19 protein-coding genes are annotated in these 18,286 nt (G+C 62.5%); 13 read left to right on the top strand and 6 right to left on the bottom strand.

Going from position 1 to position 18,286, the window contains the following annotated elements:
- Position 1: 1 nt before the first annotated feature.
- From BLW80_RS17275 to BLW80_RS17260, 4 genes are all read left to right on the top strand, one after another.
- Positions 2 to 1,168 carry an acyl-CoA dehydrogenase family protein gene (locus BLW80_RS17275; protein WP_093758867.1) on the top strand — a complete coding sequence of 389 codons (1,167 nt, stop codon included), beginning with the start codon at positions 2 to 4 and terminating at the stop codon, positions 1,166 to 1,168.
- A gap of 187 nt (positions 1,169 to 1,355) precedes the next feature.
- Positions 1,356 to 2,492, top strand: a complete 1,137-nt coding sequence (locus BLW80_RS17270) for a thiolase family protein (RefSeq protein ID WP_093758866.1) — start codon at positions 1,356 to 1,358, stop codon at positions 2,490 to 2,492.
- Complete coding sequence (locus BLW80_RS17265) at positions 2,489 to 2,857, top strand: Zn-ribbon domain-containing OB-fold protein (protein WP_093758865.1); 369 nt, start codon at positions 2,489 to 2,491, stop codon at positions 2,855 to 2,857. Before BLW80_RS17270 ends, BLW80_RS17265 begins: the two co-directional genes overlap by 4 nt.
- Positions 2,854 to 4,932, top strand: a complete 2,079-nt coding sequence (locus BLW80_RS17260; protein WP_093758864.1) for an acetate--CoA ligase family protein — start codon at positions 2,854 to 2,856, stop codon at positions 4,930 to 4,932. The genes BLW80_RS17265 and BLW80_RS17260 overlap by 4 nt, the downstream gene beginning before the upstream one ends.
- Positions 4,933 to 5,089: 157 nt before the next feature.
- Here BLW80_RS17260 and BLW80_RS17255 read toward each other — a convergent pair whose 3' ends face one another.
- Positions 5,090 to 6,217, bottom strand: coding sequence for an S-(hydroxymethyl)glutathione dehydrogenase/class III alcohol dehydrogenase (locus tag BLW80_RS17255; RefSeq protein ID WP_089267214.1), 1,128 nt, complete (start codon positions 6,215 to 6,217; stop codon positions 5,090 to 5,092).
- A 101-nt stretch (positions 6,218 to 6,318) separates the two neighbouring features.
- On the opposite strand from BLW80_RS17255, the gene BLW80_RS17250 reads away from it, so the two are divergent.
- Positions 6,319 to 7,206, top strand: a complete 888-nt coding sequence (locus BLW80_RS17250; RefSeq protein WP_093758863.1) for a DMT family transporter — start codon at positions 6,319 to 6,321, stop codon at positions 7,204 to 7,206.
- 82 nt (positions 7,207 to 7,288) lie between these two features.
- Here the strand turns inward: BLW80_RS17250 and BLW80_RS17245 are convergent, their stop codons facing one another.
- The 3 genes from BLW80_RS17245 to BLW80_RS17230 all read right to left on the bottom strand — a co-directional run bounded on the left by BLW80_RS17245 (position 7,289) and on the right by BLW80_RS17230 (position 10,227).
- Positions 7,289 to 7,651, bottom strand: coding sequence for a hypothetical protein (locus BLW80_RS17245; RefSeq protein ID WP_068730647.1), 363 nt, complete (start codon positions 7,649 to 7,651; stop codon positions 7,289 to 7,291).
- 74 nt (positions 7,652 to 7,725) lie between these two features.
- On the bottom strand, positions 7,726 to 9,222 hold the full coding sequence (locus BLW80_RS17240; protein ID WP_093758862.1) for a cryptochrome/photolyase family protein: 1,497 nt from the start codon (positions 9,220 to 9,222) through the stop codon (positions 7,726 to 7,728).
- A gap of 345 nt (positions 9,223 to 9,567) precedes the next feature.
- A complete protein-coding gene (locus BLW80_RS17230) occupies positions 9,568 to 10,227 on the bottom strand; it encodes a peroxiredoxin (RefSeq protein WP_089267220.1) in 660 nt (219 codons plus the stop codon).
- A gap of 67 nt (positions 10,228 to 10,294) precedes the next feature.
- Here BLW80_RS17230 and BLW80_RS17225 point away from each other — a divergent pair, with 67 nt between their 5' ends.
- The 4 genes from BLW80_RS17225 (at position 10,295) to BLW80_RS17210 (ending at position 11,956) form a co-directional block, all read left to right on the top strand.
- A complete protein-coding gene (locus BLW80_RS17225; protein WP_089267221.1) occupies positions 10,295 to 10,510 on the top strand; it encodes a hypothetical protein in 216 nt (71 codons plus the stop codon).
- Positions 10,511 to 10,610: 100 nt separating this feature from the next.
- The gene (locus BLW80_RS17220) at positions 10,611 to 11,177 is read left to right on the top strand and encodes a hypothetical protein (protein ID WP_089267327.1); all 567 of its coding nucleotides are present in this window, start codon (positions 10,611 to 10,613) and stop codon (positions 11,175 to 11,177) included.
- Positions 11,178 to 11,271: 94 nt separating this feature from the next.
- Positions 11,272 to 11,574, top strand: coding sequence for a type II toxin-antitoxin system HigB family toxin (locus BLW80_RS17215; RefSeq protein WP_089267222.1), 303 nt, complete (start codon positions 11,272 to 11,274; stop codon positions 11,572 to 11,574).
- A 10-nt stretch (positions 11,575 to 11,584) separates the two neighbouring features.
- The gene (locus BLW80_RS17210; protein WP_093758860.1) at positions 11,585 to 11,956 is read left to right on the top strand and encodes a helix-turn-helix domain-containing protein; all 372 of its coding nucleotides are present in this window, start codon (positions 11,585 to 11,587) and stop codon (positions 11,954 to 11,956) included.
- 47 nt (positions 11,957 to 12,003) lie between these two features.
- Here the strand turns inward: BLW80_RS17210 and BLW80_RS17205 are convergent, their stop codons facing one another.
- Positions 12,004 to 13,833, bottom strand: coding sequence for an alkaline phosphatase family protein (locus tag BLW80_RS17205; RefSeq protein ID WP_093758859.1), 1,830 nt, complete (start codon positions 13,831 to 13,833; stop codon positions 12,004 to 12,006).
- 156 nt (positions 13,834 to 13,989) lie between these two features.
- Here BLW80_RS17205 and BLW80_RS17200 point away from each other — a divergent pair, with 156 nt between their 5' ends.
- Genes BLW80_RS17200 through BLW80_RS17190 form a run of 3 tightly spaced genes read left to right on the top strand, consistent with a single transcriptional unit; the run spans position 13,990 to position 17,168 of the window.
- Positions 13,990 to 16,005: an acetyl-CoA carboxylase biotin carboxylase subunit gene (locus tag BLW80_RS17200; RefSeq protein WP_093758858.1), complete on the top strand. Its 2,016-nt coding sequence runs from the start codon at positions 13,990 to 13,992 to the stop codon at positions 16,003 to 16,005.
- Positions 16,002 to 16,868 carry an isocitrate lyase/PEP mutase family protein gene (locus tag BLW80_RS17195; RefSeq protein ID WP_093758857.1) on the top strand — a complete coding sequence of 289 codons (867 nt, stop codon included), beginning with the start codon at positions 16,002 to 16,004 and terminating at the stop codon, positions 16,866 to 16,868. Before BLW80_RS17200 ends, BLW80_RS17195 begins: the two co-directional genes overlap by 4 nt.
- Complete coding sequence (locus BLW80_RS17190) at positions 16,869 to 17,168, top strand: acylphosphatase (protein WP_093758856.1); 300 nt, start codon at positions 16,869 to 16,871, stop codon at positions 17,166 to 17,168.
- Between the two features lie 15 nt (positions 17,169 to 17,183).
- On the opposite strand, the gene lipB is transcribed toward BLW80_RS17190, so the two are convergent.
- A complete protein-coding gene (gene lipB, locus BLW80_RS17185) occupies positions 17,184 to 17,912 on the bottom strand; it encodes a lipoyl(octanoyl) transferase LipB (RefSeq protein ID WP_093758855.1) in 729 nt (242 codons plus the stop codon).
- An 81-nt stretch (positions 17,913 to 17,993) separates the two neighbouring features.
- Between lipB and BLW80_RS17180 the strand changes: the two genes are divergently transcribed.
- Positions 17,994 to 18,236, top strand: coding sequence for a FliM/FliN family flagellar motor switch protein (locus BLW80_RS17180; RefSeq protein WP_068730739.1), 243 nt, complete (start codon positions 17,994 to 17,996; stop codon positions 18,234 to 18,236).
- The last annotated feature ends 50 nt before the right edge of the window (positions 18,237 to 18,286 follow it).

The raw sequence follows: 18,286 nt of genomic DNA, 5'->3' as shown, positions 1-18,286 counted from the left end.
CATGGATTTCGCCCTCGACGCCAACCAGGAATCCATCCGCGACGCCATCGAGAAGATCTGCGCGCGTTTCGACGATGCCTACTGGCTGAAGAAGGACAAGGAGGGCGGTTTCCCCATCGACTTCCACAAGGCGATGGCCGATGCCGGCTGGCTCGGCATCTGTATTCCCGAGGAATATGGCGGCTCGGGCTTGGGGATCACTGAGGCCGCGATCATGATGCGGGCGATTTCGGAATCCGGCGCCGGCATGTCGGGTGCGTCAGCCGTGCATATGAATGTGTTCGGCCTCAACCCCGTCGTCGTCTTCGGCACGCCCGAACAATGCGCGCGTATGCTGCCGCCGATCGTGGACGGCACCGAGAAATCCTGCTTCGCGGTGACCGAGCCCAATACCGGCCTCAACACCACACAGCTCAAGACCCGCGCCGTGCGCAAGGGCGATCGCTACATCGTCAACGGCCAGAAGGTCTGGATCTCCACCGCGCAGGTCGCCGAGAAAATCCTGTTGCTGGCGCGCACCACGCTGCTTGAAGAGGTGAAGAGCCCGACGCATGGGCTCAGCCTGTTCTATACGGATCTCGACCGCTCCAAGATCGCCGTGCACGAGATCGAAAAGCTCGGCCGCAAGGCCGTCGACTCCAACGAGCTGTTCATTGCCGATTTTGAAATTCCGGTCGAGGATCGCATCGGCGAAGAGGGCCACGGCTTCGAATATATCCTGCACGGCATGAACCCCGAGCGCATCCTGATCGCGGCGGAAGCCGTCGGTCTCGGCAAGGCTGCACTGAGGAAGGCGGCCGACTACGCCAAGGTGCGCAACGTGTTCAACCGCCCGATCGGCCAGAACCAGGCGATCCAGCATCCGCTCGCCAAGAACTGGATGGAACTGGAAGCCGCCTGGCTGATGGTGCTGTCGGCCGGCTGGCAATATGATCAGGGACTGCCCTGTGGTCCTGCGGCGAATTCGGCAAAGTATCTCGCGGGCGAAGCCGGCTATCACGCCTGCGAGCAGGCGGTGATGACCCATGGCGGCTTTGGTTACGCCAAGGAATATCATGTCGAGCGTTATCTCAGGGAGTCGCTGATCCCGCGCATCGCCCCGATCAGCCGCGAGCTGATCCTGAGCTTCATCGCCGAGAAGGCGCTCGGTTTGCCGAAGTCGTATTGATGATGACGATAGTGGTCGCGTCGCAATACCGGCCTCTCGATTCCCTCCCCCCTTGCGGGGGAGGGTCAGGGAGGGGGGTAACCACAGGCGACGTCATCCGCGGCTACCCCCGCCCCCGACCCGTCGCCGCCTTGCGAAGCTTCGCTTCGCTTGGGGGGAGGGGAGCACTGCTGCCGGAGTGTTTGTCATGAGCTACATCACCGGCGTCGGTCTTCTTCCCTACGGCAAACACGAGGGCTCATCGACCATCGATCTGATGAGCCGCGCCGCCGAACTCGCGCTCGCCGACGCCGGCCTCAAACGCGACGATATCGATGGCTTCCTGTGCGGCTATTCCACCACCATGCCGCATATCATGCTGGCCACCGTGTTCGCCGAGCATTTCGGCATCACGCCATCCTATGCCCATGCGATCCAGGTCGGCGGTGCCACCGGCATGGCGATGGCGATGCTGGCGCATCAACTGGTCGAGGGCGGCGTCGCCAGACATGTCCTCGTGGTCGGCGGCGAGAACCGGCTCACCGGCCAGAGCCGCGACGCATCGATCCAGGCGCTGGCACAGGTCGGCCATCCCACCTACGAAGTTCCGCTCGGCCCGACCATCCCGGCCTATTACGGCCTCGTTGCTAACAGATACATGCATGAATACGGCGTGACGCAGGAAGACCTTGCCGAATTCGCCGTGCTGATGCGCCAACACGCAACGACCCATCCCGGCGCGCAGTTTCACGACCCGATCACCGTCGCCGACGTGATGGCCTCGAAGACCATTGCCACGCCGCTCAAACTGCTCGACTGCTGCCCGGTGTCCGATGGCGGCGCGGCCTTCGTCGTCAGCTATGAGCCGACCAGTTCAACCAAAATCCGCGTCCGCGGCGCTGCGCAGGCGCATACCCACCAGCACATCACCGCCGCGCCGGCGCTGTCCGAACTCGGCGCCGAGATTGCCATCGCGCGCGCGAAGAAGGCGACGGGCATCGAAATCTCCGACGTGCGCTATGCCGCGGTCTATGACAGCTTCACCATCACACTGGCGATGCTGCTGGAAGATCTCGGTCTCGCCGGCCGCGGCGAGGCAGCGGCGCAAGTACGTGCCGGCCATTTCGGCCAGCACGGCGCGATGCCGCTCAACACCCACGGCGGTCTTCTGAGCTACGGTCATTGCGGCGTCGGTGGCGCCATGGCGCATCTCGTCGAAACACATCTGCAGATGACAGGCAGGGCCGAGAACCGTCAGGTCAGGGATGCTTCCGTCGCGCTGCTGCACGGTGACGGCGGTGTGCTGTCGTCCCATGTCAGCATGTTCCTGGAGCGCGTATCATGAGCGAGCTCAAGCCTGCCGCCGACTGGACCACCGGGACTGAAGCGATCGGCTATCAGTCCTGCCGCGCCTGCCAGTCGATCCAGTATTTCCGTCGCAGTTTTTGCGCGGCCTGCGGGTCGCCCGATCTCGACGACAAGCAAGCGAGCGGCGAGGGCACCGTCTATGCGACATCGCTCGTACTGCGCGCCGGCACGCCGGAAGCGCGCGAGCATGTGCCCTATAATATTCTGCTCATCGACACCGCCGAAGGCTTTCGCATGATGGCCCACGGCGCCAACGATCTCGTCATCGGCGACAAGGCAAAAGCCGGCTATCGGCGGTTCACCGGCCGCCTCGTACCGTTCTTCGAAAAGACTCCTCAATGAGCCGTCTGCGCTTCGCCCTCGATCCGAAATCCGTGGCCATCATCGGCGCCTCGGAAAATCCCAACAAGGTCGGCGGCCGTCCGGTCCACTATCTCCAGAAGTTCGGCTTCAAGGGCAAGATCTACCCGATCAATCCGTCGCGCACCGAGATCCAGGGCGAGAAGTGCTACAAGAGCCTCGCCGATCTGTCGGAAGCGCCGGAGATGGTGATTGTCGCGGTCGCCGGCGACAATGCCATCGGTGCCGTCGAGGATTGCGCCAAGGCCGGCGTCAAGATCGCACTGGTGATGGCCTCGGGCTTCGGCGAGGTCGATGCGATCGCCGGCAAGGCGAGAGAGCGCCGCATGGTCGAGATCGCGCATAAGCACGGCATGCGCATCGTTGGCCCGAATACACAGGGCCTCGCCAATTTCGGCACCGGCGCCATCGCGTCCTTCTCCACCATGTTCATGGAATTCGAGCGCGTTGAAGGCCATGTCGCCATGCTCAGCCAGAGCGGCGCGCTGTCCACGGTGCCGGTCGGCTTCCTCAATCCGCGCGGCATCGGCGTCCGCCACAGCCACGCCACCGGCAATGACTCGGACATCACCGTCGGCGAACTCGCCATCGCGGTGGCCGAGGATCCGGAAGTGAAGCTGATGCTGCTCTATCTCGAGAGCATTCCGGAGAAGAAGTATCTGGAGGAACTCTCCGAAGTCGCGCTCCATCGCAACCTGCCGATTATCGCGCTGAAATCCGGTCGCACCGATGCCGGCAAGGCGGCGGCGCAGTCGCATACCGGCGCGCTCGCCAATGAAGACCGCGTCGTCGACGCCTTCCTCGAACATCACGGCATCTGGCGTGCGCCGGATATGCGCGGTCTCGTCGAGGCCACTGAGCTCTACCTGAAAGGCTGGAAGCCGCAGGGCCGTCGCCTGGTCGCGATCAGTAATTCCGGCGCGGTCTGCGTGATGACCGCGGATGCTGCTTCGACCGTCGGCATGCCGATGGCGATGCTGGCACCCGAGACCGACAAGAAGCTGAAGGGCATCCTGCCAAGCTTCGCCACCACGACCAACCCGATCGATCTCACCGCGGCGCTGCTGTCGAACAGCCGGCTGTTCGGCGACATCCTGCCTGTCATCGCCGAAGATCCTGCGGCCGATGCTTTTGTCATTGGCGTGCCCGTGGCGGGCCCGGGCTACGACGTCCCGGCCTTCGCGCGCGACAGTGCCGCTTTCGCTGAGCAGACCGGCAAGCCGCTGGTGGTCGCCGCGACGCAGCCCAGCGTCGCCAGGGAGTTCCAGGCGCAGGGTGTCTCGGTATTCCCGACCGAGGTCGAGGCGGTCACCGCGCTGAATCAGTATGTGTCGCATCATGAGCTGATGGCGCGCGTGAAGGCGCGCAAGCGTGGTCCGTCGTCCGCATTGATCTCGGCCGACAAGACCGTGATGCTGAATGAAGCGGACAGCCTCGCTCTGCTGGCATCGCGCGGCATTCCGGTGGTGCCATATCGGCTCGTGCATTCCCGCGCTGAAGCCGAGGCGGCATTCGATGCCATCGGCGGCAAAGTGGTGGTGAAGGGCTGCTCGGCCGACATCGCCCACAAGTCGGAACTTGGACTGGTCAAGCTCGGCGTTGCTTCGCGCGAGGCGGTCGGTGAGGTCTATGCCGAGATGGAAGAGATCATCCGCAAGCAGGGCTCGCGCTTCGACGGCGTCATCGTCGCCGCCATGACCGGCGGTCGCCGCGAGATCGTGATCGGCGCGCATCGCGATCCCGTCTTCGGCCCGGTGGTCATGGTTGGCGACGGCGGCAAATATGTCGAGGTGTTCAAGGACACCACGCTGCTACTGCCGCCGTTCACCAGGGACGATGCCAAGCGCGCACTGGCGAAACTACGCATCGCGCCGCTGTTCGAAGGCGTCCGCGGTGAGCCGCCGATGGATGTCGATGCGCTGGTCGATGCGATGGTTCGGATCGGCGAGCTGATGGCGGATACGTCCGCCAGGGTGATGAGCATCGACCTCAATCCGGTGATGCTGAACACTGATGGCTGTGTCGTGGTGGACGCGGTGGTGTTCAAGGGGGAGTAGGGATGCTCCGTTAAACCCTCCCCCTTGCGGGGAGGGTGGCCGCGCGAAGCGCGGACGGGTGGGGGTGCCCACGGTAGGACGGAGTGTGGGGCACCCCCACCCCGGCCTTCGGCCGACCCTCCCCGCAAGGGGGAGGGGTAAGCAAGTCGACGCTCTATCAGAACGTCACCACGCCGCGGATACTCTCCCCGCGCTTCATCAGATCGAACCCCTTGTTGATGTCCGCCAGCGGCATCACGTGGGTGATCATCGGGTCGATCTGGATCTTGCCCTGCATGTACCAGTCGACGATCTTCGGCACGTCGGTGCGGCCGCGGGCGCCGCCGAAGGCAGAGCCGCGCCAGACACGGCCGGTCACCAGCTGGAACGGGCGTGTCGAGATTTCCGCGCCGGCGGGCGCCACGCCGATCACGATGGATTCGCCCCAACCGCGGTGGCAGGCTTCCAGCGCCTGACGCATGACCGTGACATTGCCGGTGCAATCGAAGGTGTAATCGGCGCCGCCGATCTGGTCAGCGCCCCGCTTGGTCATGTCGATGAGATGCGGGACCAGATCCTTGCCCAGCTCTTTCGGGTTGACGAAGTGGGTCATGCCGAAGCGCTCGCCCCACGCCTTGCGGTCGTTGTTGATGTCGACGCCGATGATCATGTCGGCGCCCGCAAGCCGCAGGCCTTGCAGCACGTTGAGACCGATGCCGCCGAGACCGAACACGATCGCCTTGGCGCCTTGCTCGACCTTGGCGGTGTTGAACACCGCGCCGATGCCGGTGGTGACCCCGCAGCCGATATAGCAGACCTTGTCGAACGGCGCATCCTCGCGGATTTTCGCCACCGCGATCTCCGGCAGCACGGTGTAATTGGCGAAGGTCGAGGTCCCCATATAGTGGTGAACAGGCTTGCCCTCGAGCGAGAAGCGCGAGGTGCCGTCGGGCATCAGGCCTTGCCCCTGCGTCGCGCGAATGGACGTGCAGAGATTGGTCTTGCGCGACAGGCATGACGGGCACTGGCGGCATTCCGGCGTGTAGAGCGGGATGACGTGATCACCCTTCTTCACCGAGGTGACGCCGCGGCCGACATCGACGACGACGCCGGCGCCTTCATGGCCGAGGATCGCCGGAAACAGGCCTTCGGGATCGGCGCCCGACAAGGTGAACTCGTCGGTGTGGCAGATGCCGGTGGCCTTGATCTCGATCAGCACTTCGCCGTCGCGCGGACCTTCGAGCTGAACGGTGGTGATCTCCAGCGGCTTTCCGGCACTGATGGCAACGGCGGCGCGAACGTCCATGGCAAATTCCTTCGATAATGGTCTCGGTGTCGTGATGTCAGGCGGCAGGTCCGCGCAAACAGCCGTTGCCGCTTAGCACATGATGGGGCAGTGAGCAGCCCATGAAACAGGTTCAGAAAAGCGATCTTGAAATCCTGATCGGACGCGCAGCACCCATCGTCTTCGTGCTGCTGTGGAGCACCGGTTTCATCGGCACCAAGTATGTGCTGAACGGCGCTGAACCTCTGACCTATCTGACCGTGCGCATGATGCTGGTGGTCGCGATCATGGCGGTGATCGTCGCATGGGTGCGACCGGCGTGGCCGGATCGCGCGGGCATCGGCCACAGCATCGTCGCCGGGCTGCTGGTGCAGGGGCTTTATCTCGCCGGTACCGTGTTTGCGGTCGCGCACGAGGTCCCGGTCGGTCTGTCGGCGCTGATCCCGGGCCTGCAGCCGGTCCTCACCTCGATCCTCGCCAGTCGGTTTCTCGGCGAGCGCGTCACGCCGCTGCAATGGGGCGGGGTGGCGCTCGGTTTCGCCGGCGTGTTGCTGATCCTGCATGGTCGGCCGATGACGGGCGAGGCGGGCTGGGGCTGGTTCGCGTCCGGCATTTCGCTGATCACGATCACCGTCGGCACGCTCTATCAGAAGCGCTATTGCGGCGGCATCGACTGGCGCACGGGCAGCTTCATTCAGCAACTCGCAGCAATGGTCATGCTCGGCATCGGCGCGTGGGCCCTTGAGACCAATGTGATCCACTGGTCGGCGGAGTTCGTGCTGTCGGTGGTGTGGCTCGCGGTGGTGCTGTCGATCGGCACCGTCGGGCTGCTCTACTGGCTGCTGCGGCGTCAGGCCTCGAGCCAGGTGGCGAGTCTGTTCTATCTGGTGCCGGCCGTGACGGCGCTGATGGCGTTCGTTCTGTTTGGTGAAAAGCTCGATGCCGTTGCCATCATCGGCATGATTGCCTGCGGCGCTGCGGTATTGCTGGTCAACCGCGCCAGGGCCTGACGCCATCCTGCGTCAATCCAGACCCCGGACATGAAAAAGCCTCCGGGCTTGGACCCGGAGGCTTTCACATCTGCGAAGAAGCTTACTTCTTCTTGGCAGCCTTCTTGGCCTTCTTGGCCTTCTTCGGAGCGGCCTTCTTGGCGGCCTTCTTCACGGTCTTCTTGGCAGCCTTCTTCACGGTCTTCTTGGCGGCCTTCTTGACGGTCTTCTTCACTGCTTTCTTAGCCATTGGTCTCGCTTTCTGGGTTTTCTTCTTTGAAGATTTCTTCGCAGAAGTTTTCTTGGTGGACTTCTTCGTCTTCTTAGCCGGGGTCACTTTCTTTGCGACTTTCTTTGCGGCCTTCTTGACCTTCTTCGCCACCGAGGTGGCGACTTCCTTAGTCGCGTCGGCTGCGCTGCTAAGCGCGTCCGTCACTTGCTCCAGGACTGGAGTGTCGTCGTTCATAGCATCCCCCAACATTGTCGACTTTTTCACGTTAGTCCGATTCGGGCGCGTGTTGAAGAGTGTGTTATCGACAGTCAACTATTTCGTATCGTTGTGTACGCCTTTAATGCGCGCTCGCGACCGACTTTGTGATCGACGATCGGCGACGGATAGTCTTTGCCTAAAGTGATTCCCGCGTTTTTGAGTTCGAGCGGTGAAGCTGTCCAAGGCTGATGAATATGTTTTGTGGATAGTTCTGTCAGTTCGGGTATCCAGCGCCTGACATAGACACCACCGGGATCGAACTTCTCACCCTGCAGGATCGGATTGAAGACGCGGAAGTAGGGTGCTGCATCCGCGCCGGAGCCTGCGACCCACTGCCAGTTGGCGGGATTGCTGCCCGCATCCGCGTCGACAAGCGTATCCCAGAACCACTTCTCGCCCTCGCGCCAGTCGATGAGCAGATGTTTGACGAGGAAAGATGCGACCACCATGCGTACGCGATTGTGCATCACACCGGTGTGCCAGAGCTCGCGCATGCCCGCATCGACGATCGGATAGCCGGTCAGACCGCGTTGCCACGCGCGCAGCGCCTTGCGATCGGTCTTCCATGGGAACTCATCGAAGGATGATTGCAGATTGCGCGTGGCCAAATCAGGAACATCGAACAGCAGATGGCGGCAGAACTCGCGCCAGCCGACTTCGCTCATGAACTTTGCGATGTCGGTGCTGTGCTTCGGATGTTCTGCAGCTGCGAAATGCGCAGCGGTCCAGATCTGACGCGGACTGATCTCGCCGAAGCGAAGATGCGGCGACAGGCGGGACGTGATCTCGCGGTCAGGCCGATCGCGGTCGCTGCTATACCCCGCGATCTCCTTCAGGAAGCGCTTCAGATGTTTCTGCGCAGCCGCTTCGCCTGGCGTCCACATCTCGCGCAGACCGCCGGCCCAGTCGGGCTTCGATGGCTCTAGCGCCCAGTCGGCGAGCCTGTCGCTCTTCACTTTCGGTGCGGGTATGAGTTTCTTCGGCGCCGGAAGCGGCTTCGCCGGTTCGCCCATCGCCTGAACGCGCCGCCAGAACGGTGTGAACACGCGCAGGCCGCGGCTCTCCTTCGTGCCGGTCTCCTTAGCGCGGATTGTCGCAGGATGCGCCAGCAGGTCGCCCGGAAAGCTCTGCGTACCGACATCGAGGTCGGCAAGCGCTTCGGTGACGCCATCGGCGACCGCGAGATGCGGCGCCTGCGCGATCTCGTTCCAGAAGACGTGGCTGGCATCGACTGCGCGCGCCACATCGACAATGACGTCGGCCGCAGCGCCCTTGCGCAGCACCAGTGTGCCGCCGATGGCGTCGAGGCTTGCGCTGAGTGCGCGCAGCGACTGCGCCAGCCACCACCTCGTCGCGCCGCCCATTGGCCGCGCCTGCGGTGGCTTCAATGCCTTGCTCTGTTCATCGAGGATGTAGAGACAGATCACCGGCGCATTGCGCCTGGCTGCGGCATGAAGGGCAGGGTGATCGGACAGACGAAGGTCGTCGCGAAACCAGACGACGATAGGTGCCTGCGTCGGTGTTGAGGTCGAAGATTGATCGGTCATCACTCATCCAACGCGGATGTCGGGTGATTGATCCAGCCGCGAATACCGCGAGAGTCTTTGCGACCCTGCGCTCATGGGCGCCTAGTATCAGGATATTTATTACCGAATTGGTACTGGAAGTTATTTCGAACCGATACGCCGTTCTCTGGATGACGACGTCGATCGTCATGCCGCCGCTGAATCTGCTCTTCCTCGGCTTCGTCGCGAGAGCTCCTCGCAATGACGTGGAGAAGGCGGCCCCATGACGACGGAGAGTGCCTGCAGCATCGATTGGACGAGGGCAAAGGAAAGAGGCGCCGCGATCTCTCGCGGCGCCTCTCTCGTTCTTGCAAATCAGTCGCAGCGTTACTTCGGCTGCGGCACGATGCGGATATAGGGCTTCGGTTCTTTCCAGCCATTCGGATAGATCGTCTTGGCTTCGTCGTTGGTGACGGAGCCGGCGATGATGACGTCCTCGCCATGCTTCCAGTCGGCCGGCGTAGCGACGCGATGCTTGGCGGTCATCTGCAGTGAATCGATTACGCGCAGGATTTCCTGGAAGTTGCGGCCGGTGGTCATCGGATAGACCAGCACCAGTTTGATCTTCTTGTCCGGTCCGATGATGAAGACGTTGCGCACGGTGGCGTTGTCCGCGGCGGTGCGGCTGTCGGCATCGCCCGCCACGTCGGCGGGAAGCATGTTGTAGAGCTTCGAGACCTTGAGGTCGGTGTCGCCGATCATCGGGAAGGTCGGGCGGGCGCCCTGGGTTTCGTTAATATCGTCGACCCACAGTGCGTGCTTGTGCACGGGGTCGACGCTGAGGCCGATCAGCTTGACGCCGCGCTTGTCGAATTCCGGCTGCAGCTTGGCGAGCGCGCCGAGCTCGGTGGTGCAGACCGGGGTGAAGTCCTTCGGATGCGAGAACAAAAGAGCCCAGCTATCGCCGATCCAGTCGTGGAACTTGATGCGGCCAGCCGTGGTTTCGGCCTCGAAATCGGGGGCGACGGCGTTGATCTGGAGCGTCATGATGGACCTCATCTCATTCTGATTACAGATGAATTTCGTGGGCCATTATAAAGGCGCACGCTGGTAAATGGAACTGTCCGGCAAAAAGGACAAGAACTTTCTTCAAATTCGGCGCGCACTGGCATTCAGTTTCACGCAAGGCGGCTGCGGCAAAATACCCACGCAACATGATGTTATCGGATGCCGTGATGTTGCCTCCCGCGCGGCGCAATCCCGCCTGACCGCATCGCCACATCTGATCGAACCCAGCAGCGTCTCGGCGCGACTGAACTGCAACGGTTAGGGATAAGAAGAACTCCTGTCCATCTCTTAACCGAGCGTTAAGTCGCCCATGGAATTGCTGGGCTATGTTGAGAAATATGCTGCAAACAGAAGAGCTTGAAATGTCATCCGCTGCCGCTGCCGACGTATTCGGCGCCATCGAAACGTCCTCCATCAACGATCATCGCGCTGCGGCGCAGGCCCTCGCCGTCGTGCGCGACGGCGTCATCACCGGCGAAGGCCCGACCACCCGTGGCCGTATCCATTTCTCCCGTGCGCTTGATGCCGATGACGCCGCCTGGTGCGAGCGCATCCTGGGTGCGTCGGCACTGGCCAGCCAGCCGGTCAGCCGCGACGAGGCCGAGGCACTGTTTGCGATCAACGAAGCGGCGGCCGAGCGCAGCGATGACGGACGTTTCGACGACCTGTTCGCCAAGGCTGTCGTGCATCACGCTGCGTCCGCGTCGGGCCTGCCGGTGCCGCCGCGCGCGGTGGCGCTGTCGCCCGATGTTGCCATCGAGACCTGGGCGCCGACCAAGGCCGTTGGCGTGAATATCGAAGTGCTCGAATGGATCGCGTCCCAGATGCGCGCCAAGCGCGTCAGCAATGCCGCCGTCATGACGCTGGTTACGACCGTGGTCGGCGCCGCGACGCTGCAACTGCCGAACGTGTTCGACATCGGCATGTAAGCCGGTCGAAGATCGTCAGAATACGAAAACGGCGGAGCATGGCTCCGCCGTTTTTTGTTGCGAGGTTCCCGTTTTGGGAACATAATTTATAATCATGAGGATCATTGCGTGGAGCGTTCTTGCCTCATATGCGCAAACGCATCCCGAGACCAAGGCATCGCTGCACCGGTGGAGATCACTGGTGCGTGCTGCCGTATGGGGCTCGATGGAGGATGTCCGGTTGGCAGCTCCGGGCGCGAAGATTCTAAATGGAGAACGCGTCAGGTTTGAAGTTGCTGGCGGCAATTTTCGGATGATCGTCGCTTTCGATTTTCGCAGATGCATCGCGTTCATCAAATTCATTGGTTCGCACGCCGAATATGATCGCATCGATGCTTTGACAGTTTCGCAGTTCTAGGAAGCAGGCCATGGATATCCGCCCCATTCGGAATGACGACGATCATATGGCCGCCTTGCGCGAGATCGAGAGACTGTGGGGCGCTGCCACAGGTACGGCTGACGGCGATAAGCTCGATGTCCTCACAACACTCGTCGAGAAATATGAAGAGACGCGCTGGCCTTCTGTCGACGCATCCGATCCCGTCGATCTGTTGAATTATGCGATCGATGAACTCGGTCATACGCAGGCCGAGCTGGCCGAATTGCTCGGCTCGCGATCACGCGCGTCCGAATTGCTCAATCGCCGTCGACCGCTGACGGTCGAGATGATTCACAAGATCAGCGAAGCGTGGAAGATTCCTGCTGATCTTCTGGTGCGGCCTATCCGATCTGCCGCGTGACAGAAAACGGCGGAGCGTGACTCCGCCGTTTTTTGTTGGAGCTGTCCTTACTTCGCGTCGAGACCGACAGTCCGGCCGGGGAAACCGGCGACATCGAAATATTTGTGCTCGCCGACCTTCTGCAGTTGCAGCACCGTGACCAGACCCTGATCGTCGGGCGCCGAACGCATCACGTCGGTTGTTGCCGTCGGCGTCTCGCCAGTTAGCGTTGCTTCACTCATCACGCGGCCGATCAGGCTGCCTTTGGCATCGCGCTTCAGGCCAAGCAAATGCGCGGCGGTCATGCCGGTATCGGCATTGCTGACCGGCAGGGGATCGACGAAGCCGGCTTTGAAGTCCGGGCCGATCGCCGCCATGAAGTTGTGGGTATCGCCGCGCCCGAACGAACCATGCATGCCCTGTCCCTGACGCAGGACGGTGTCGGCGATCTCGACCTGGCACGCCGCAGGCTCTTCGCAGCCCTCCGAATAGGAGCGGAACGAGACGACGATCGCGGGATGCGGCGTGACAGCCTTGCCGGACAGGTTGATCGACGACAGCGGCAGCGCGCCGGGGAAGGAGCCCAGCGAGTCCTCAACGAAGATGCCGCTAATGTAATCCTGTTTCAGCAGCGCCTTTACGGTGCGGTCGGCGAGGTCCTTGTCGCCGGTCGGCAGATAGATCAGGTCGGAGCCGCCATTGGTGGCGATGATCAGCTCGGGCTTATCCTTGTCCTTGCCGATATAGGCGTTGCCGGCCTTCGGATACGCATTGTCGGCAACGGCGGCGAATTTGTCGTTGGGATCGAACAGCGGCAGGTCGAGCGACTTGGCGAGATCAATGGCCAGGAAGCCCAGCGGCAGGAAACCTTCCGGGGTGTCGGCATAGCTGCCCTTGATGGTCGCCGAGGTCTTGCTCTCCTTGGAGATCGTCGAGAAGCCGTGATCCGCCGAAATCATGATGTTGGTATTGGCGGCGAGGCCGAGATCGTCGAGGGTCTTGCGCAGCTGCGCGAGATTATCGTCGGCATTCTTGATCGAGGCGAGTGACGAGGGGCCGTTGATGCCGGGCGTCACCTTGTTGAGACTGTCGCCCTGATTGTGCTGGGTACCGTCGGGATCGCGCGACCAGAAGATGAGCACGAACGGCTTGTTGCGTGCCTTGAACATCGGCAGCACCACTTTGCTCGCGACATCGGCCATATAGGCCTGCTGCTTGATATTGGCTTCCGTGGTGCCGGGCGTCTTGGCGTCGCCCGCCTTGCCATTGTCGCCGCGACCCGGTGTTTCCACCGCGAGGCCAGCCTTCGCAAGAGCGTCCTTCATCTCGTCCGACAGGGGAATGCCGAGCAGTTTGCCTGCTTTGTCGATGCCGCCGGTCTGGTCGTCGATGGTGATCGTCTCCTTGCCGGTGCGTTCGGTGTGATCGAACATCAGCGTCGGGCCGACCTTGCCGATCGCGGCGGTGGAATAGCCGGCCTTGCGCGCGGCCTTCAGCAGCGTTTCCTCATTGAGGTAGTCGCCGTTGAACTGCTCGTCGAGATCGCCCAGCACCTGGTCGTGTTCGATGAAGGGGATCGGGCTGTTGTTCTGCACCGGGGTGGGGTGGCCGGTATAGATCGAGTTCGAGAACACGCCGGTATCGCCGAGATAATGGCCGGACGCCATGCCCGACGCATTGGCCATGGTGAAGGTCGGAAACAGCGAATGAGAGTTTCGGAAATTGACGCCCTTATCCCGCACTGCGGACATCGCAGGCGCCGTTTCCGGCGTCACTTTCAGCGCCCGGAGCCCATCAGGTACGAACAAAATGAGGTTGCGGGGAGGGCTGTTTTGGGCGAAAGCCGTTGTTGCGGATATAAAAGTAAGACTGAGGGAGAGGATGGTGGCGCAGCGCATGAAAAACCTCGCTTCGAAAGAACTCGGCCGATCCGGTCCAGACGTCTTCTCTAGTTTTTGTCCGCGACAGAATTGTTACGACTGCGGCGCCATGCCACATTGTACCGTCGACCCCATCTTTCCGATCCCGCCTCAAGGTTGCAAGTAAGACAGCTCATGTTCAAAAAAATTCTGATCGCCAATCGCGGCGAGATCGCCTGCCGGGTCATCAAGTCCGCCCGCAAAATGGGCATCAAGACCGTCGCCGTCTATTCTGAAGCCGATCGTGATGCGCTGCATGTCGAGATGGCCGACGAGGCCGTATTCATCGGACCTCCGGCCGCGGCCGAGAGCTATCTCCTGATCGAGAAAATCGTCGAGGCCTGCAAGCAGACTGGCGCCGAAGCGGTGCATCCCGGCTACGGCTTCCTGTCCGAGCGCGAGGCCTTCCCGCGCGCGCTGGAGGCCGCCGGTATCGTGTTCATCGGCCCCAATCCCGGCGCCATCGCCGCCATGGGCGACAAGATCGAGTCCAAGAAGGCCGCCGCGAAGGCCAATGTCTCCACCGTGCCGGGCTATCTCGGTGTCATCGAGGATGACAAGCATGCCGTGAAGATCGCCGACGAGATCGGCTATCCCGTGATGATCAAGGCGTCCGCCGGTGGCGGCGGCAAGGGCATGCGCATCGCGCATTCGACTTCGGAAGTGGTCGAGGGTTTCAATCTTGCCAAGGCCGAGGCGAAGTCGTCGTTCGGCGACGACCGTGTCTTCATCGAGAAGTTCATCGTTGATCCCCGCCACATCGAAATCCAGGTGCTCGGCGACAAGCACGGCAACGTGATCTATCTCGGCGAGCGCGAATGTTCGATCCAGCGCCGCAACCAGAAGGTCATCGAGGAGGCGCCGTCGCCGCTGCTCGACGAGACCACCCGCCGCAAGATGGGCGAGCAGGCCGTCGCGCTGGCCAAGGCCGTGAATTACGACTCTGCCGGCACCGTGGAATTCGTCGCCGGTCAGGACAAGAGCTTCTACTTCCTCGAAATGAATACCCGTCTGCAGGTCGAACATCCCGTGACCGAACTGGTCACAGGCGTCGACCTCGTCGAGCAGATGATCCGTGTCGCTGCCGGCGAGAAGCTGCAGCTTGCGCAGAAGGACGTCACGCTGACCGGCTGGGCCGTGGAGTCCCGCGTCTATGCGGAAGATCCGTTCCGCAACTTTCTGCCGTCCATCGGTCGTCTCGTGAAGTATCGTCCGCCGGCCGAGAGCAAGTCCGACAACATCACCGTGCGCAACGACACCGGTGTGCAGGAGGGCGGCGAGATCTCGATCTATTACGATCCGATGATCGCCAAGCTTGTCACCCACGCCCCGTCGCGCGCCGCCGCCATCGAGGCGCAGTCTCATGCGCTCGACGCCTTCTATATCGACGGTATCAGACACAATATTCCGTTCCTGTCGGCGCTGATGAGCCATCCGCGCTGGCGCGAGGGCAATCTCTCCACCGGCTTCATCGCAGAGGAATTCCCCAAGGGCTTCGCCGCCAGGGCGCCGGAGGGCGAAGTCGCCCGCCGTATCGCCGCGGTGGCGGCGGCCGTCGACTCGATCTACGGCGAACGCAAGCGGCAGATTTCCGGCCAGTTGATCGGCCGTCCGGTGACCCGTGCGGGTCGCCGCGCCGTGTGGCTGGAGCGCGAGGAGATCGCGCTCGACGTGGCCCGTGACGGCGATGTCGTGACGGTGGCCTTCGTCGGTGCTGACGGCAAGACGGGTGTGCCGCATAAGCTCTCGTCGTCCTGGAAGCCGGGCGTGCCGGTCTGGGAAGGCACCATCGATGGCCATAACGTCGCCATGCAGGTGCGCCCTCAGACGTCGGGCATCCGCATCGCGCATCAGGGTTATGAAGTCGCGGTCAATGTCTTCACCGAGGCGGAGGCTACCGCTGCGCGCCTGATGCCGGTGGGCGTCAAGGCCGACACCGGCAAGAAGCTGCTGTGCCCGATGCCGGGCCTCGTCGTCTCGATTGCCGTGACCGAAGGTCAGGACGTCAAGGCCGGCGAGACCCTCGCCGTTGTGGAGGCGATGAAGATGCAGAACGTGCTCCGCGCCGAACGCGACGGCACCGTCAAGAAAATCCATGCCGCTGCTGGCGCAACGCTGGCGGTAGATGCGCTCATTCTTGAATTCGCGTGACGACCTTCCGGCAACGCCGTTACGGATTGCGGGCGATCCTGTCCGGCGATCGCTGCGTGCGTCCGGGATCGGTCTACGACGCGATATCGGTGCGCATCGCCGAAGACCTCGGTTTCGAGGTCGGCATGTTCGGGGGCTCGGCGGCGTCGCTTGCCATTCTCGGCGATCCCGACATCGCGCTGATCACGCTGTCCGAACTCACCGAGCAGATGCGGCGCATGTCGCGCGCCGGCTCGCTGCCGGTGCTGGTCGATGCCGATCACGGCTATGGCAATGCGCTCAATGTCCGCCGTACGGTGGAAGAGCTGGAAGCCGCCGGCGCCGCCGGCCTGACCATCGAGGACACGCTGCTGCCCGCCGCCTTTGGCGAAGCCAAGGCGCAGCTGATCTCTCCGGAAGAGGGGCTCGGCAAGGTCAAGGCTGCACTGAATGCGCGGCAGGATCCGGCGCTGGTGATTGTGGGGCGTACTGGTGCAGCATCGATCACCTCCGTGGATGACGCGATTGCGCGTGCCAAATCCTACGAGGCCGCCGGCGTCGATGCAGTGATGTTCACCGGCCTCAAGAGCCGCGCCGAACTGGAAGCGGCAAGCGCTGCAACCACGCTGCCGATCGTGCTGGGCAGTCCCACCGACGACATGGATTGGGATTTCCTCAGCGCCCAGCGCGTCCGCATCGCCATTCAGGGCCATGCGCCGATCTCCGCGGCGACCGCTGCCGTCCATGCGACTCTTAAAGCAGTACGCGAAGGTGCGGAGCCGAAGGAGCTGAAGAATCTTGCCTCAAGCGAGTTGATGGACAGCGTCACCCGCGGTGCCGTCGTGAAACAGCGCGGCATCGATTTCCTGGGACTCAAGAAATAGATGAGTGGCGTGATCCGTCACGTGATGATCCTCGGCCGCGTGCAAGGCGTTGGCTATCGCTACTGGGCCGGCCAACAAGCCTCGTTGCTCGGCCTCGAAGGCTGGGTGCGCAACCGCCGCGATGGCAGCGTGGAAGCGGTGTTTGCGGGACCCGCCGATATTGTCACTGACATGATCGAGGCGTGCCGCCGCGGTCCAACGGCCGCGCGCGTCGATAGCGTCGTGACAAGCGATGCCACGCCCGACATGCTTGCCCTACGCGTTAACGGCGAGGTTTTCTCGCAATTGCCGACGCTTTAATTTCGATCGCGTCGCTCAGACCGTTGTTTCCGCCGCGAACTGCTCGGCCTCGCCGAACACCTCTCCGAACGCCTGCCGCAGCGCCACGTCCACATCGGTCATCGCTACCGGCAGGCCGAGATCGACCAGGCTGGTGACGCCGTAACGCGGATCGACCACGCCGCAGGGCACGATGGCGTCGAAATGCGCGAGGTCCGGTTCCACATTGATGGCGATGCCATGGAACGAGACCCAGCGCCGCAGCCGTACGCCGATGGCGGCGATCTTGTCTTCATATCCTGCGCCCTTGTCGGGCCGGGCGACCCAGACGCCGACCCGGTCCTCGCGCCGTTCGCCCTTCACGTTGAAGGCGTCCAGCGTCCGGATGATCAGGTCTTCCAGCGCCGCCACATAGGCCCGCACATCCGGCCGGCGCGCCTTGAGGTCGAGCATCACATAGGCCACCCGCTGGCCGGGGCCGTGATAGGTCACCTGGCCGCCGCGGCCGGTCTCGAACACCGGATACCGGGCGTCCAGCAAGTCGTCCGCCTTGCCTGATGTCCCGGACGTGTAGAGCGGGGGGTGCTCCAGCAGCCAGACCAGTTCCGGCGCGGTGCCGTCGGCAATGGCCGCCGCCCGGGCTTCCATCTCGGCCACGGCGTCCGGATAGGGAATCGGACCATCGGATACCCGCCATTCCACCGGCCGGCCGGGGAGGCCGCGAGAAAACACTGTTAAATCTAGGGTTTGGCGATCATTAACCATTGGCTAACCATAACATGTTGATCTCGCAGGCACCGCAATCTTGCATCTGTGCGATCCTGCATCTGGGAATTTGAGGCCGACGTGCCAACCCTCGATAAAATTACCGTCGATATCATGGTGGTTCTCGGCACCACCTCGATGCCCGTTCACCAGGTGATGCGGCTGAGCCGCGGTGCCATCATCGAACTGGATGCCACAGAGCAGGACGAGGTCAAAATCCTCGCCAATAACCTGCCTGTCGCGTCAGGCGTGGTGATGGTCGATCGCAACCGGATTGCGGTCGAGGTCAAGCAGATGCTGCCCCGGTCGCCTGACCACAGATAGGTGACCCGGAGAGGCCAAGAGGCCTTGTCTCCCCATCATTGGTTTGTTAC

Origin of the sequence: Tardiphaga sp. OK245 (assembly GCF_900108575.1) — a bacterium.
Taxonomy (GTDB): domain Bacteria; phylum Pseudomonadota; class Alphaproteobacteria; order Rhizobiales; family Xanthobacteraceae; genus Tardiphaga; species Tardiphaga robiniae.
The sequence above is the reverse complement of the archived record's forward strand: the minus strand, read 5'-3'. Positions and strand labels throughout refer to the sequence as shown.

Coding starts and splice junctions, on each gene's coding strand:
- BLW80_RS17230 (WP_089267220.1), bottom strand. CDS start 10,227: ATGACGCTCCAGATCAACGCCGTCGCCCCCGATTTCGAGGCCGAAACC.
- BLW80_RS17240 (WP_093758862.1), bottom strand. CDS start 9,222: ATGACCGATCAATCTTCGACCTCAACACCGACGCAGGCACCTATCGTC.
- BLW80_RS17255 (WP_089267214.1), bottom strand. CDS start 6,217: ATGGACGTTCGCGCCGCCGTTGCCATCAGTGCCGGAAAGCCGCTGGAG.
- lipB (WP_093758855.1), bottom strand. CDS start 17,912: ATGGTTAATGATCGCCAAACCCTAGATTTAACAGTGTTTTCTCGCGGC.
- BLW80_RS17275 (WP_093758867.1), top strand. CDS start 2: ATGGATTTCGCCCTCGACGCCAACCAGGAATCCATCCGCGACGCCATC.
- BLW80_RS17200 (WP_093758858.1), top strand. CDS start 13,990: ATGTTCAAAAAAATTCTGATCGCCAATCGCGGCGAGATCGCCTGCCGG.
- BLW80_RS17205 (WP_093758859.1), bottom strand. CDS start 13,833: ATGCGCTGCGCCACCATCCTCTCCCTCAGTCTTACTTTTATATCCGCA.
- BLW80_RS17250 (WP_093758863.1), top strand. CDS start 6,319: ATGAAACAGGTTCAGAAAAGCGATCTTGAAATCCTGATCGGACGCGCA.
- BLW80_RS17265 (WP_093758865.1), top strand. CDS start 2,489: ATGAGCGAGCTCAAGCCTGCCGCCGACTGGACCACCGGGACTGAAGCG.
- BLW80_RS17270 (WP_093758866.1), top strand. CDS start 1,356: ATGAGCTACATCACCGGCGTCGGTCTTCTTCCCTACGGCAAACACGAG.
- BLW80_RS17260 (WP_093758864.1), top strand. CDS start 2,854: ATGAGCCGTCTGCGCTTCGCCCTCGATCCGAAATCCGTGGCCATCATC.
- BLW80_RS17190 (WP_093758856.1), top strand. CDS start 16,869: ATGAGTGGCGTGATCCGTCACGTGATGATCCTCGGCCGCGTGCAAGGC.
- BLW80_RS17245 (WP_068730647.1), bottom strand. CDS start 7,651: ATGAACGACGACACTCCAGTCCTGGAGCAAGTGACGGACGCGCTTAGC.
- BLW80_RS17220 (WP_089267327.1), top strand. CDS start 10,611: ATGTCATCCGCTGCCGCTGCCGACGTATTCGGCGCCATCGAAACGTCC.
- BLW80_RS17225 (WP_089267221.1), top strand. CDS start 10,295: ATGGAACTGTCCGGCAAAAAGGACAAGAACTTTCTTCAAATTCGGCGC.
- BLW80_RS17215 (WP_089267222.1), top strand. CDS start 11,272: ATGAGGATCATTGCGTGGAGCGTTCTTGCCTCATATGCGCAAACGCAT.
- BLW80_RS17210 (WP_093758860.1), top strand. CDS start 11,585: ATGGATATCCGCCCCATTCGGAATGACGACGATCATATGGCCGCCTTG.